The following is a 15385-nucleotide window of genomic DNA, read 5'->3' on the forward strand; positions in this document are numbered from 1 at the left end:
GATTTGATATGCAGATTTTCGCGGATTTATTATTTAATCCTTTGTTCCTTTGTGATGTACTTCGTGCGCCTTATTGTGCTTCGATCGTATATTTCATGGTTGTGAGATCAACCGTGATCAGGTACTGGCCTGCAGCTGACGGAGCGGGAATTGAAGGCGGATCAGGCACGCTTTCGGTTGGTCTATAAGAGAGTAAGCCTTGTTCGCCTGTGCCATCACCATTAGTCCCCCATTGTGGAGCCCAAGCTCCTTGCACCTCCAGGAATTTCATTCCGCCGGCGGCATTCAGGGTTGTAACCATGGTAAAGATATGCGGGGCACTTTCAGTAAACTGTATGGCAGCAGCGGCATCCCAACCCACTGTTGTCGCATCGCCAACCAGGTAGAGCTCGCCTGAAGTAAGGAAAGTAGAATAGGTCAGGCCCAGGGTATCTGCCATGATGTAATAGTTTCCTGCAGTGGCTCCTACCGGGATAGCAGGCGGATCGGGCACGCTTTCGGTTGGCCGGTAAACGAGCGGTCCGGCTTCCGCGGTGCCGGTAGCATCCGTTCCCCATTGAGGCGCCCATAAACCAAGCATTGAGATAAACTTGATGAACATGTCAGTTCCGGAAGTCAGGGTCTCAACCCTTGCGAATTTTCCGCCACCGATGTGTTCCATCGGTAGGGCAAGGGTGTTGTCCCAGCCCACCGTGGTCCCGCTGCCCAGGAGGTAGATCGGCTTGATAATCACCAGGTCACCGTATGGTGTGATATTGATGGTAACCGTGTCGGAGAAAACTTCCGAATATTTGGTGATATCGTTGATGAATGAACGAACCCTTAACTCTATACCCTGCGCTACATCGGGATCAAGTTCCAAATTCAGCAGGAGGGTGTTCATTGCACCTACCGTCATACCGAAAGAAGTACCTTCCGTGCTGGCCAGGTCATGGGCATCAGCAAAATTATTACCGGCGAAGTCCATTTGCAGCACATACTTCGTCATCTCGAGGTTGGTAAGGTTATACTGCGCGGGAGTCCATTCAAAGTTAGTCATGGGATTTTCAGCCTCATCCTGGATGAGGATAAAAGATGCGCCATCTGCCGGTGTTGTAATGACCGGACGAACAGTCTGGCTGACATCCAGTTTGGGATCCTTAAGCTCCTTTTCGCAGGAGATTAAAAAGCTGGTCCAGATTATTGCAAGGAATATGATTATTAATTTTTTCATCCTTATAATTTTTAAATGTTTGTTTAATACCCGGGATTTTGAACAAGGTTTAAATTCGCGGTCAGGTCGGCGGCCGGGATCGGGAAAAGGTTATATTTCGCGTCCGTTCCAAATCCTTCTTTTACCTTTCCCTTCCAGGGCCAGAGGTATTCGCTGCCGGTGAAGCGCCCATACCGGATCAGATCGCTTCTCCGGTGCCCTTCCCAGTAAAGCTCGCGGGCACGTTCATCCAGGATGAAATCCAGGTTGATCTGGGCCACATCCCCGGAATTGTCGCCATAAGCACGCAGTCTCAAATCATTTACATAGCCAAGAGCAGTTCCGATGTCTCCGCCTGTTCCGTTTCTAAGCACGGCTTCGGCATACATAAGATAGACATCGGCAAGTCTGAACATCGGGAAGTCGGTATCGGTATGGACCTGGTGACTTCCGGGTGCACCTGCTTTGTCTACATTCTTGAACTTGGTGAGGGCATATCCGTCATTGAAAGAACCGATGTCTTCGATTTCCAGGTTCTGGCCATCCGTATGGAACATCGCGCGGCTGTCGGTTGCGCCGGTGATATCATCGAATTTGGCAACAAAAGCGCTGGTGGTCCGGGTACCGCCCCATCCCCCGTCTATACCAAAAGCAGCGGGATCCATCGTACCGCCGACTTGTGCATGGATTATGAAAGTAGTGCCGCCCCAGGTCCTGGTATTAAGGCCATCAAAGTTCACTGCGAAGATCACTTCATTAGAAAAGGCATTATCGGCCAGGAAGAGGTCCTGGTATTCGGGCACAAGGGAATAACCGGCGTCGATGATCTTATTGCAATAAGTCAGACACTCGGTGTATTTCTGTACCCCGGTATAGACCCCGGCATTAAGATACAATTTGGCCAGCAGCATCCAGACAGCAGCTTTGTCAGCCCGGCCGTAGTCATTCTGCCGGGCATCGACCAAAAGGTCTTCGATGGCCAGCAATTCGCTCTCGATATAATCGAAAAGGTCGGCCCTTTGGATCTGTTGTGGAAAGAAGGCTCCCACTTGATCAAGTTCCGTTACAAACGGCACATTGCCAAAGTGGTCCAGGGCATGCCAGTAACTGAGCGCCCGCAGGAACCTTGCTTCAGCACGGAAAAAGCCGATGTCGGTCCTGATATCGCCGGAAATTCCACGACCATCGAGTTTACTGTCAGTCGTTTCCCGGATGAACTCATTGCACAATGAAACCTGGTACATGATCCGGTAATAAAATGCCGTGATGAAAACATCGCTTGCTCCCCAGGTTTGGTAGTGAAGGTCCTTGATAGTCTGGTCGTTCCAGCTGATCACGGCCTCGTCGGTGGTAAGCTCCTGCATGTACCATAATCCGCGGAGGTATTGTCCGAATCCTTCGTCAATACCGCTGATATCGGGATTTCCGCTCGGGCCGGTCTGTCCGGAAACGGCCAGTCCGGCATAAAGCTTTGCCAGGACCTGGATATAAGATTCCGGGTTTTCATAAACGCTTGCAGCAGTGACCTCGTCCTTGTCGATAGGCACTGTATCCAGGTCCTTAAAGCAGGACGTGGTTAAAAGTGAAAAGGCCACAATCATTAAAGGGATATAGAGTATTTTTTTCATGAGTGTACTGATTTATAGGTTAGAAACTCAGATTAATTCCAAGGGCATAAACCCGCGGGCGGGGATAAATCCTGTTGTCGATCCCGTTGTTGATTTCAGGATCGATCCCGGTATAATTTGTAATGGTAAATGCATTATTTACCGTCGCCGAAATACGGAGATCAACCTTCTTGTTGATGATATCATCAAACAGGTAGCTGAGGGAAATAACGTCCATTTTAAAGAATGAACCATCCTGGATGAAGTAATCGGATAAATACTGGGGACCGACGAAATTGATGGTGGTTACATCGGAGGTAACATTCCCGATATAAGGCCCTTCAGCACGATATAGCCGCTGGTAGACCCCATTTTCGGAACTAACATTGTTATATACATAATTCCCGAAATTAGCCCGGCCTGCAAAGAACAGGTCCCAGTTCTTATAAGTGAGGGTGGATGAAATACCGAACCAGAACTTCGGATTGGCGTCTTTGTATTGATACCGGTCTTCATCGGTCACCGCGCCATCACCATTCCTGTCCACATATATCCCTTCTATCGGGTTGCCATCGGCATCGTAAACCTGTTCATAAACAAAGAAAGAATTCATGGGGAAGCCCACACTCTGGATCTGGACGGTACTACCTACACCGCCTGAGATATTTCCTGTGAGGACACCGAGGTAATTGGTATCGGCCGTTGCCGTCAGTTTGGTGATTTCATTAATGCTGTACGTTGCATTAAAGTTGAGTTCCCACATCCAGTCTTTTGTAACTACAGGTTTGGTGAAGATGGCAAACTCAACACCCTTATTTTCCATATTGCCGACATTGGTCAGGATGTAGTTGGTGAGGTTCGATCCTGCCGGTACCGGGATCGTGTTGAGCATATCTTTGGTTTCCCTGTAATAGAAATCCAAAGAACCATAGATCCTATCCTTCAGGAATCCATAATCCAGACCGATATTCCAGGTCGTAGTCTCTTCCCATTTTCTACTGTAATCATATCCCTCGGGACGTAATGTGATATAGTAGTAATCCCCGAACTGATAGGCGGCAGTCGGTTCGCTGTACGTATAGCGCGCCATGTATGAATAGTCATTCAAGGTACCGATGTTTTGTTGCCCCGTGACACCCCATCCAAGCCTGAGCTTTAACTGTGACAAATTCTCCAGGCCTGCCATCCAGGGTTCTTCATTGATCTTCCAGGCCAGTGCCGCAGATGGGAACCATCCGGCGCGAGTCTCGGGAGAGAACCGGGAAGTTCTATCATTCCTAAAAGTGAAAGTAGCAAGATACCTGTTTTTAAAAGCATAAATAAAACGGCCATATAAAGAAATGAGATAACTTTCTGAGGCATAATCTGAACTGTCATTGACAAGGGTTCCGGCCACGTTGGTGGAATAGTTCGAGCCTTCTCTCCAGAAGTGCTGCCAGGAGTAACCGGCCATCACATTGAAATTACTGTGGATAGATTCGACATCCTTTACATAATTTCCATAGAACTCCAGGATTTCATTCTTTTTACTCTGGTCATATACTGTCTTAATACCTCCTGTATTGACCGCATCATATTCCCATGCGGCATATTCCGGGACATCTACCGTTCCATCGCTCCAGGAATCATCCAGGCCGAGGTTCAGGTTAAGATGAAGATCCGGGAAGAAATGGAGTTTATAATCGAGCTGGATATTTCCGATCAGTCGTTTAACATCGGAATTGTCATCCCTCATATTCAGCAGGGCGACGGGGTTGCTGGAACCCTGTGCCACCGGGTCCTGGTTATAGGTCTGGATCCAGGCATAGTAACCGCCATAGGGATTCGGGAAATAGATCGGTTTTTCGGTTTCTGAATCATAAAAATGTAGTGAGTCGGCAGTAACCGGTTGGGTGGGATCGTACTGCAAGGCAGCGCCGATGGCGCCCTGGTCTGCAAAATGATTCTTGACAAAGTTGCCTTTTGCGTTGATATTGATTTTCAGATGATCGTCGAAAAGGCTTGGATTTAACGATAGGCCAAGGGTTGTGCGTTTCATGTTATCGGTCTTAAGGATACCGTCCTCGTCAGTATAACCTACTGAAAACCGATAAGGAAGAATATTAACGGCTCCTGAAATACCTATATAATGGTCCATGCCGAAAGCAGTCTGGTATATTTCATCTTGCCAGTCGGTATTGGTGTTTCCCATCATCCGGAGGACTGTTTCATTGCTGTCATAACGTTCATTCATGATAGTCCGGAATTCGTCGGCATTGAGAACATCGATCGTTTTTGGCACCGTATACAAGGAAAAAGTACCGTTGTACTCAAGGCTTATAGGCTTTCCCTTTCCATCCTTCCCCAGGGAGCTCTTCTTGGTAGTGATCAGGATAACCCCGTTGGAGGCCCTGTTGCCGTAAATGGCTGTTGCAGAAGCGTCTCTCAGAACAGTGAAGGTTTCAATGTCATTTGGATTGAGGGTGCTGAGGGCATTCCTGGTACCGGAGATGCCGTCATTGTCTACGGGGACCCCGTCGATGACGTACAACGGGTCATTGCTGGCCGAAAGGGAAGATCCCCTTCTGATGCGGATGACAGATCCTTCACCTGGCGCGCCGCCGACAGATGTAATCTGAACCCCCGGTATTTTTCCGACGGCAAGCTGAGGCACGGAAGTAATGCTCCCTTTGTTGAAATCTTTCGTGCTGATTGCAGACACCGAACCGGTTGCATCTTCCTTTTTCTGCACGCCGTAACCGATTACTACCAGTTCCTCGAGGAACTCTGCTTTCGCGTTCAGGGTTATATTAACAACGGTATTTGGCTGAACCGTAATTTCCTGCGGTTTATAGCCAACGAAAGAAAAGACCAGGACGTCTCCGGGATTGACCTTGATTCGGAAAGCTCCGTTGACATCCGTAATTGCACCTGTCTGGGTTCCTTTAATCAGAACAGTCACCCCCGATAATAACTGCCCGTCAGAAGCATCCGTAACCTTGCCGGTTACATCGCCTCCCTGGGCAAATGCTCCAGAATAACCAATAAACAGCAATGACAGGAGCAGAATCAATTTTTTAGTGTAGCGCTTTGTCATAATTAGGTTTTTACTTATTTGTTATAAAAAATATTTTAAGGAAAACAAAAAGAAAAAATAAAAATAATATAATTTTTATGTGTTATTTTGAAAATATTAATTTAATTCCAAAATCAAGACCGATCTGGCTGGAACGATAAGTAGATCAAGAGCATGAACCTTGCCGGTCAGCACATCTGTACCCTGACGGTTTGAACCTGTCACTTCTACAAATCTTGAACCGTTCAGGTTTACGTCTTGATCATTCATATTGATCGCCACCATGACTTTCTCCTTTTCGTTGTAACGGAAATAAACATAAGTCCCGTTCTCAGGGGAATAATGGACCAGTTTTCCGTCATGCAGGCAGGTTTTGGTTTTGCGCCAGTTTACCAGTTTCTTTATATAAAGTTTTGCTTCAATTTGTTGAGCCGATAAACCATTATCGTCAAAGGCATTGACAGGATCATTTTCCCAACCTCCGGGAAAATCACCCCGGATAATGCCATCATCTTTTTTGCCCGGGCTTTTCATCAGGATTTCTGTGCCATAATAAATCTGGGGTATGCCCCGTATCGTAAGGATATAAGCTATGCCGATCCTGAAAAGGTCATAATCTTCATTAACCTGGGTAAAGAACCTGTTCATGTCATGGTTATCCGGAAAGATGACCAGGTTATACGGGTCGGCGTAAAGGAAATCATTGGCGAGCATTTCATACATTACGATCAGGCCGTCATTATGATAAACATCTGCCCCGTTCAATCCTTTCACCAGGGCGTTTTGCAGGGGGAAATCCATTAAACTGCCCAGGCAGGAAGTGTAACCGTCGGAATTGACCTTGCCTTTCTGCCAGTATGCAATAATGGCGGGATTCTCAGTCCATTCTTCGCCTACAATGCTGAATTCCGGGTATTCATTCATGATCTCGCAGGTCCATTGTCTCATAAAATCCTTGTCGGGGTAGGAATAGGTATCCTGGCGAATGCCTGAAAGCCTGGCATATTCTATCCACCAGATCGAATTCTGGATCAGGTAGCGGGCAAACAGCGGATTCTTTTGGTTCATGTCAGGCATCGATTTCACAAACCATCCATCGGAAAAGAGTCTTTTATCTGATGGGGAAACATGGGGATCCTGAACAGTTGAACGCCGGTGGTTTGTCATGACGTACTTTCCGCCGTAATTGATCCAGTCGCCGGAAGGCAGGTCTTTCATCCACCAGTGCTCTGAACCGCAGTGATTCGCAATCATGTCCATGATCAGTTTAATCTTCCTCTCTTTCAAAATAATTCCCAATTGCCGGTATTCCTCATTCGTGCCATACCTGGGATCGATCTTATAGAAATCTGTCGTGGCGTATCCATGATAAGACGTCCTCGTCATATTATTTTCAAGGACAGGATTCAGCCAGATGGCTGAAAAACCCATATCTGCAATATAATCAAGGTGGTCAGTAATCCCTTTTATATCACCACCATGGCGTCCATCCTTATTCGCCCTGTTGGCCTGATCCGTATAGCCGGGAACGTTGTCGTTTTCCGGGTTTCCGTTGGCAAAGCGGTCGGGTGTGATCAGGTATATAACATCAGAATCGTTAAAACCTATTCTTTCAGCGGAGCCCGGTTCCCTTTGTAAAAGCTGGTATGTGTAACTGACTTTGGATTTCCCCTCTTTTTCAAAAAATATTTCGAAACTTCGGGAGGTAATGGCTTCATTAAACTCCAGCAGGATGAAAAGATAATCAGGGTTTGCCACGGCGGTGACCTGTCTGACCTTCACCATGTCGTCCAGGATAACCGGTTTGAGGTCCGAAATTTCAGGGCCATATACCATGAGTTCAAGCCGGTTGTTTTTCATGCCGGCCCACCAGCAAGGGGGCTCCAGCCTGGTAATGGTGTAACCGGCATATACCTGCACGGAAATCATTATGACGAAAACCGGTATTACAACTACTTTTTTAAGCATGGATAGGAAAATTGAAGGATTCAACTTTTTCAAGATAAGAGATATTTATAGAATAAAAATAATTGAATTTTTAATATATTCTTCAAGACAAGCGAATATTGATTAATTGGTGGGATGGAGTCCCCAAAGGTTAATGGTTTTTATTAATTTTACCTCCGGAATAATCCTTGTAAAAAGTTTGAAGAAAAGCATTGCTATATTGCTTTTGGTTTCCTTAACGGCTCCTTTTGTGGGGACATATGTCTTTCTGCAATACAATAAAAATAAGATTAAGAATGAAATCGCTGCGATGATCTTTATCGGCATTGATAAAAAGGATCTTGTCCAGCTTAAGTTCACGAAAGAAGAGGCTGAAACCAATTTAAACTGGAAGCATGCCGGTGAATTTGAATACAAAGGCCAGATGTATGACATCGTTGAAAAGAACCGTAAAGGCGATACTACCTTCTACAATTGCTACAAAGATCATAAAGAAACCAGGCTGAAGAGTAGGATTGCACGGCTTGCCAGCAGGGCGATGGGACAGGACCCATGCCAAAAGAGCCAGACAGAAAAAATCATGAATTTCTTTAAAACTGTTTACCGGTCGGATGTATTCAACTGGAAACCTTATTCTTCTCAAGCCACAATTTTAAATTTTTCATTTTGCATTTTTCATTATTCTTCTCTGTCTCTTTCTCCTCCTGCTCCACCGCCTAAAATGGGTTAATTTTTTTACCACATTAGACACAATAGGGCACAGTAGGAAAACACAATAGTCATTATTGCTTTTTAACTATTTATCAAGCATTTGACTAGTCATTCTAATGTGAATTTGTATTGTGTTCTATTGTGCCTATTGTGGTGAAGTTTAAATCCATTTTTACTAAAATAATAATTCATAAAAATGAAAAAATATTTATCTCTCTTAATATTTACAGGGACGTTCCTTCTTGGTCATTCTCAGGTTATCACCATTAAAGACAAGGAGAACCACCAGCCTCTTGAACTGGTAACCCTTTCAAGCGAATCCCCACATGCATCGGCCATCACCAATGCAAGGGGGCAAGCAGATATAACTTTTTTCAAGGGATCAGCCCATATTGAAATCAGGATCCTTGGATATTCACCGGTATTTAAAAGTTATCAGGACCTTGAAAAGGCTGGTTTCCAGGTTTATATGAGCCAATCCACTATCTCCCTTGACCAGGTGGTGGTTTCGGCCACACGCTGGAGCCAGCTGAACCGGGAAGTCCCCGCTAAGATCACCAGTATTTCGTCCAAAGAAGTGGCTCTGCAAAATCCCCAAACTGCAGCTGACCTTCTTGGTTCCTCCGGTGAAGTGTTCATCCAGAAAAGCCAGCTTGGCGGGGGCAGCCCGATGATCCGCGGTTTTTCAACCAACCGCCTGCTGATCGTGGTGGATGGTGTACGCATGAATACGGCTATCTTTCGCAGCGGAAACCTGCAAAATGTGATTTCACTTGATCCTTTCGCTATCCAGAAAACTGAAATTTTCTTCGGGCCGGGTTCGGTTATTTACGGAAGTGATGCGATCGGCGGTGTGATGAGCTTCCAAACCCTGAAACCCCACCTTTCAGTTGATGAAGATCCGTTTATTTCGGGAAATGCAGTAACCCGCTTCTCTTCAGCCGACCAGGAACTTACCGGTCATTTGGATATAAATGTGGGCTGGAAGAAATGGGCCATAAATACAAGCTTCTCTCATTTCAACTTCAATGACCTCCGGATGGGTTCAAACGGTCCGGATGATTACCTGAGACCGAATTACGTCCAGCAGCATGACAGTGCTGATGTCGTCATCACAAACCCTGATCCGTTGGTACAGCATCCTTCAGGATATGCCCAGACAAACCTGATGCAGAAAATCAGGTTTGCGCCAAATGACAAATGGGATTTCACTTATGGATTCCATTACTCCACTACCACCGATGTTTCGCGTTACGACAGGTTGTTGCGCACAAAGAACGGCCTGCCCCGGAGCGCCGAATGGTATTACGGGCCACAGATCTGGATGATGAATGTTTTAAATATCGAAAATAAAGCCACTTCAGGGATTTACGACCAGATGAACATTCGCCTGGCCAGGCAGTATTTCGAAGAAAGCCGTCATGACAGGGACCTGAATAAACCGACCAAATTTAACAGGAACGAGAAGGTTGATGCCTCTTCCGTAAATCTCGATTTCACAAAATTGATTAAGGAAAAACATACAATTAATTATGGCCTGGAATATATTTTCAATAAAGTCACTTCAACCGGAACGGACGAAGATATTACCTCCGGTGAAATCGTACCCGGACCAAGCCGGTATCCGCAGTCAAAATGGGCTTCTTATGCGGCCTATCTCACTTACCAGTACAATGTGACTGAAAAATTTAACCTGCAGGCCGGGGCGCGGTATAACCTGTACTCACTGAATTGTGAATTCGACACGACCTTCTATCCATTTCCGTTTACCACTGCTGATATCAACAATGGAGCACTGACCGGAAGCCTGGGATTAGTTTTTAATCCCACTGAAAAATGGACGATGAGTGCTGATTTTTCCACAGGATTCCGCTCTCCCAACGTGGATGATGTAGGTAAGATATTTGACTCCGAACCGGGTTCTGTGGTCATTCCAAACCCGGACCTGAAGGCCGAATACGCCTACAATGCAGAGATAGATATCGCCAAGGTTATCGGCGATTTCCTGAAGATCGACCTTGTGGCCTATTACACCTACCTCCAGGATGCAATGGTTCGAAGGGATTACACCCTGAACGGGCAGGACAGCATCATGTATGACGGCGAAATGAGCCAGGTACAGGCCATGCAGAATGCTGCATTTGCAACGGTTTACGGGGTTCAGGCAGAGGTTGAGGTCAAAATCCCTGCCGGCTTTGGTTTTTCAAGCCAGATTAATTATCAGAAGGGTGATGAAGAGCTTGATGACGGGACTACCAGTCCTTTGCGCCATGCTGCACCATGGTTCGGGATGTCAAGCCTGACCTATTCTGCAGACAAGCTTAAAATGGACCTTTACGCGACATACAGTGGTGAAGTCCGTTATGAAAACCTTCCCCCGGAAGAACAAGGCAAAGATTACATGTATGCCAGAGATAACGACGGAAATCCATATTCTCCCGCTTGGTACACTTTGAATTTCAAAGTGATGTACCAGATTACAGATATCCTCTCTGTAAGCGGAGGGGTGGAAAACCTGACTGATATCCGGTACAGACCTTACAGTTCGGGAATCACAGCCCCGGGAAGGAATTTCATTCTTTCACTGAAAGCGAATTTCTGATTGAATAATAGGACTCCATCCCGCGGGATGGAGTCCCTTTGTTGAAATTCCTGTCTAACCCAGTCGATTATTTTGTATATTTGAAGTGGTTTGATAACCTAACGATCAGTTCTATGAAAAATCCATCGAAAATCATTCTCTTCCTTATCTTTAGCTGGTTAGGTTATAATCTTTCGGCGCAGGAGGACTGCATGGTGCTTAAACCGGAAATTGCCGGTAAATATATGGGAAAGTGCAAAGACGGGCTGGCCCATGGCAAAGGAAAAGCCGTCGGCCAGGATACTTACGTGGGCCAGTTCAGTAAGGGCCTGCCAAAAGGTACAGGAACCTATACATGGGCAAACGGCGATACCTATGTCGGGGACTGGGAGCATGGATTAAGGCAGGGCGAAGGAACCCTGAGGTTTAAATCGAACGGGAAAGACTCAACACTCACAGGTATCTGGGAGAAAGACCAATATAAAGGACCTGTGCCTCCTAAACCAATTGTTATCAATAAAGTTAGCATTGACCGCTATACTTTCACCAAATCAGGAGGGATAATAAACCGGGTACTTATTAATTTTTACCAGAACGGAACAAGAAACTTTGGTATTGAGAACTTAATGCTTTCCACTACCAGTGGTACCAATACGAGCCTGGGACAATCAATAGGGTACGAAAATATCATATTCCCGGTTACTATTAAAGTCACATATTCTACCTGGAATAAGGTCCGTACGGTTTTGGTTTATGCAATTTTTGAATTCGAAATCTTTGAGCCCGGTGATTGGGTGGTGGATATTCATAATTAGCCGTAAATTCATGGCAGTCAACGGCGCAGGCATAGCCAATCGACTTATCATCAAATTTTATAACTTTGCTGCCCCGAACAAATCATATATTGTTTTGTTAAATAATGACTTTACAAGCTTAATATAAATGGAAGAACAAGTTAAAATACCCTTTTTGAAAAAGTGGTGGATTTCTGCCCGCCCATTCTCATTCCCGGCTTCAACGATGCCGGTTATTTTTGGAACTGTCCTCGCCTATGTATATGGCGGATATGAGTTTAAACCCTTGTTGTTTATCATGGCCTTTTTTGGAATGGTCATCCTTCATTCAGGCGCCAATATTCTGAGTGATATTTTTGATTACCGGAAAGGGCTCGACAAGATCCCTTCGCCGGTAAGCGGCGGGATTGTCAGGGGATATATCACCATCCGGGAAGCATGGATCGCTTCTGTCAGCATGCTCGTCATCGGCACTGCCCTCGGACTCTATCTTACATACGTCAGCGGCCCCTGGCTGCTTCTGATTGGCTTCTTCGGGCTTTTTGTCGGCACATTCTACACCACCGACACTCCCTTTGCCATGAAATACCATGGGTTGGGCGATCTGGCTGTATTTCTGAATTTCGGCATCCTCGGCTCGCTGGGCGCTTATTATGTGCAATCCGCGACACTGTCGTGGATACCGGTAATTTGGGCTATCCCCATGTCGATGTTGGTGATTGCCATCCTGCATGCGAATAACTGGCGCGACATCCAGTCGGATAAGGCGGGGAAGATATTTACCGTTGCCGCTCTCCTGGGTGATAAAAGTTCATTGCGGTATTACGGCCTGTTGATCTATGGGCCTTTTGCGCTGGTATTGGTGCTGATTCTTGCGCCGTTCTTAGTGGTTCCTGATATGACCGCGATGCCATTCACTTTTCTTATCACCATCGGTGCACTGCCATTAGCGATCAAGTTATGGAAAAAGGCGCTGAACCGAGAGCATCCTTTGCAGCCACTCGATTTCATCGCCCTCGATGGGGCCACTGCCCAACTGAACCTGCTGTTCGGATCGCTCTGTACCCTTGCGCTGATCCTGCATGCGGTGATACGGTTATTCGGGTGAAAATCTCTTCTATATCAACTGTGATTTTTGTGTCAACCCTCGCCGTCCTGATGTTCATCCCCATGTTCGTCCTGCATCAGATCGGACCGTTCGACTTCTGGTGGTGGATGAGCACTAACCTTGTCGTGCTTCTCGCAATCTGTTTTTTGACAGACCGTGGATATCTTTCCCTGCTTAAGAAAGATTTGAGCGAAGGACTGCTTCGAAAAACGGGAATCGGCCTCTTATCAGCCGCTCTGTTATTCATTCTTTTCTTTATCGGAAATTATTTATCCCGGAAATGGTTCGATTTTGCCGGTTCAGGGATTGAGGGGGTATATGGTTTTAAAGGAGATGCAGCAGGGATCAGGATCGCACTGCTGATGCTGCTGGTGATCGGTCCGGGGGAGGAATTGTTCTGGCGCGGTTATCTTCAACGGAAACTTTCATTAAAAGCCGGAAAATGGACCGGTTTTTTTCTGGCGCTTCTTTTGTATACCGGTGTCCATGTCTTCACCGGCAACATCATGCTTATCCTGGCTGCCTTCATATGTGGCCTTTTCTGGGGCTGGATGTACCTGAAATACAATTCCATGTTGATAAACGTGGTCAGCCATACAGTATGGGATATAGTGGTGTTCCTCCTTGTGCCATTCAGTAGTTAGCCAGGGACTCCATCCCGCGGGATGGAGTCCCTGGCATTTTCACTCCATGAATTTCTGAAATCTTCGCCAATGCTTTCCTAATTCACGCCATACATCATTAAAATCCGGTATGTCTTTCATCTGATTAGCTAAATGTTCCTGCCAATGTACTGCATAGGTCTTTTCTTTTCTCAGTAGAACTTTGATTAATTCCCTGGGATTATATCCTTTATGATTTGCCTTGTCCTGAAATGCAAAAATGTGATCTTTAATGTCTTGTCCTTCAATTTCAAAGAGATACCAGAGGTCATAGATGTCCCTGGGGGCAGTTCGTTGCATCAGGGAACGCATTTTCTCAGCTACAACTTCTCCGAGGGTGTAGCAAAGAATACTATATTTTTCCTTGGCAAGGTCGGAAAATGGATTGATAATCTGCCTTTCCTCCGGTGCATTGTATATTAACTCGTCAGGGCTTATGTCAACTTTAATATCCTTATTTGCTCCTGTACCGCCTAAAGGCCCGGTGTAGGAAAGGTAAAAAGTATAATTTCCGGTCACGTGTTGTATTTCGTCTATTATAGATAACTTTACACGAGCCGCCTCGTATACCCATTCCACCAATTCGTTAAACGCCGTCTTTATGCCTTTAATGTCAAAATCTTTTCCGTAATAAGTAAAGTCAAGGTCTTCTGAAAAACGGAAGTCGGGGAAGTAAACCTTTTTCAGTACTGTCCCTCCTTTGAAAATAAGATGCTCTTTCAAATAGCGATTATTTGCAATACCCGATATAATCCATGAAATGACATAATCCTTTTCAATTTGCGTATCTCTAACGCCTTCTTTTCCTGCAATGGATTGTATTTCTCCCGGTGTTATCACTGGATTAGGTTTTCAGGGAATCAAGAACCGTTTTAAAATCTATGTTATCTATGATACCCCACTTTGAATTGTAATAGCCCTGCTTTGGTAAAGAGGGGTCTAAAGGTGCATAGGAAGAACTGATTTTTCCGGCAATAAAATTTTGAAGTTCAGGAAAAAGCCCAAGTTGGCTTATGATAAAACCAAGCCGCTTATAAACCACTTGAGTATCAAATTTTTCGAGATAACTCTGAAATATAGCAGGTTGCAGTTTTTCCCTGCTTTTAAAGAGTGCTTTGGTTATTTCAGTGATTCCGCCTGCAAAATCCGGTTTGTATAAACAGTCGAGTAATGTCTTTTCAAGATCGCTACAGTTCACTTTGTTAAAATCATCAATCCACTGCATTTTAAAACCAAAGAAACGGTTTTTACTCAAAGTAATAAACTCGAACCGGACATTCTTTACTTGTTGAGATTTGGGTTTCACCTGTTCCTTGGTAACAACCTGTTCTACCATTGAAGGCTGTGTAATAAGTCCATGAATATCCAGCGCACTGTAAAATCCGATATAGTAATCTTTTGGCTGCACCATGGCTACCGCTGTCAGGTGCCAGTCTGGAAAATACTGATCCGGCTTTTGCTCGTATGGAATGCGGTGATACAATCCTTCCTTGATACGCATAATCACGCCTCTCTTTGTCATGTCGCTGAGCAGTTTTCTTACCGTTGTATTATCCTTTCCGGTAAGAATTTCTGAGGCATCCTTTAATGTAAAGAAATCCTTTTTCTGGCTGATTAAAGCGCTTAAGAGTTCAGAAGATCTGTATGAAATACTTTTAATCATATCTTGGATGTGAGATATAGGCTCACAATTCAGATACAAATATAAGAATTATTTTATAAAATTTG

The 15385-nt window shown here is 45.3% G+C and carries 11 protein-coding genes; 5 read left to right on the forward strand and 6 right to left on the reverse strand.

The genetic code is table 11. The features are described 5' to 3' along the window. Positions 1-70: 70 nt before the first annotated feature. The 4 genes from M0Q51_04080 to M0Q51_04095 form a co-directional block, all read right to left on the reverse strand. A complete protein-coding gene (locus tag M0Q51_04080; GenBank protein MCK9399162.1) occupies positions 71-1213 on the reverse strand; it encodes a SusE domain-containing protein in 1143 nt (380 codons plus the stop codon). Between the two features lie 23 nt (positions 1214-1236). Further along, complete coding sequence (locus M0Q51_04085; GenBank protein ID MCK9399163.1) at positions 1237-2820, reverse strand: RagB/SusD family nutrient uptake outer membrane protein; 1584 nt, start codon at positions 2818-2820, stop codon at positions 1237-1239. 19 nt (positions 2821-2839) lie between these two features. Further along, entirely contained in the window at positions 2840-5875 is a 3036-nt protein-coding gene (locus M0Q51_04090) for a TonB-dependent receptor (protein MCK9399164.1), read from the reverse strand. Positions 5876-5971: 96 nt separating this feature from the next. Continuing rightward, positions 5972-7822 (reverse strand): glycoside hydrolase family 13 protein, encoded by a 1851-nt coding sequence (locus M0Q51_04095; GenBank protein ID MCK9399165.1) that lies wholly within the window; start codon positions 7820-7822, stop codon positions 5972-5974. Positions 7823-8000: 178 nt separating this feature from the next. Here M0Q51_04095 and M0Q51_04100 point away from each other — a divergent pair, with 178 nt between their 5' ends. The 5 genes from M0Q51_04100 to M0Q51_04120 all read left to right on the forward strand — a co-directional run bounded on the left by M0Q51_04100 (position 8001) and on the right by M0Q51_04120 (position 13639). Continuing rightward, positions 8001-8531, forward strand: coding sequence for a hypothetical protein (locus tag M0Q51_04100; protein ID MCK9399166.1), 531 nt, complete (start codon positions 8001-8003; stop codon positions 8529-8531). Between the two features lie 177 nt (positions 8532-8708). Then, on the forward strand, positions 8709-11114 hold the full coding sequence (locus M0Q51_04105; protein ID MCK9399167.1) for a TonB-dependent receptor: 2406 nt from the start codon (positions 8709-8711) through the stop codon (positions 11112-11114). Between the two features lie 113 nt (positions 11115-11227). Further along, complete coding sequence (locus M0Q51_04110) at positions 11228-11908, forward strand: hypothetical protein (protein MCK9399168.1); 681 nt, start codon at positions 11228-11230, stop codon at positions 11906-11908. Between the two features lie 127 nt (positions 11909-12035). Further along, positions 12036-12995: a 1,4-dihydroxy-2-naphthoate octaprenyltransferase gene (menA, locus tag M0Q51_04115; GenBank protein ID MCK9399169.1), complete on the forward strand. Its 960-nt coding sequence runs from the start codon at positions 12036-12038 to the stop codon at positions 12993-12995. Between the two features lie 29 nt (positions 12996-13024). Next, the gene (locus M0Q51_04120; protein ID MCK9399170.1) at positions 13025-13639 is read left to right on the forward strand and encodes a CPBP family intramembrane metalloprotease; all 615 of its coding nucleotides are present in this window, start codon (positions 13025-13027) and stop codon (positions 13637-13639) included. Positions 13640-13678: 39 nt separating this feature from the next. On the opposite strand, the gene M0Q51_04125 is transcribed toward M0Q51_04120, so the two are convergent. Next, positions 13679-14497 carry a nucleotidyl transferase AbiEii/AbiGii toxin family protein gene (locus tag M0Q51_04125; GenBank protein ID MCK9399171.1) on the reverse strand — a complete coding sequence of 273 codons (819 nt, stop codon included), beginning with the start codon at positions 14495-14497 and terminating at the stop codon, positions 13679-13681. A 4-nt stretch (positions 14498-14501) separates the two neighbouring features. After that, positions 14502-15320 (reverse strand): hypothetical protein, encoded by an 819-nt coding sequence (locus tag M0Q51_04130; GenBank protein ID MCK9399172.1) that lies wholly within the window; start codon positions 15318-15320, stop codon positions 14502-14504. Between the last annotated feature and the right edge of the window lie 65 nt (positions 15321-15385).

It is taken from the genome of Bacteroidales bacterium, assembly GCA_023229505.1.
Classification (GTDB): Bacteria; Bacteroidota; Bacteroidia; order Bacteroidales; family JAGOPY01; genus JAGOPY01.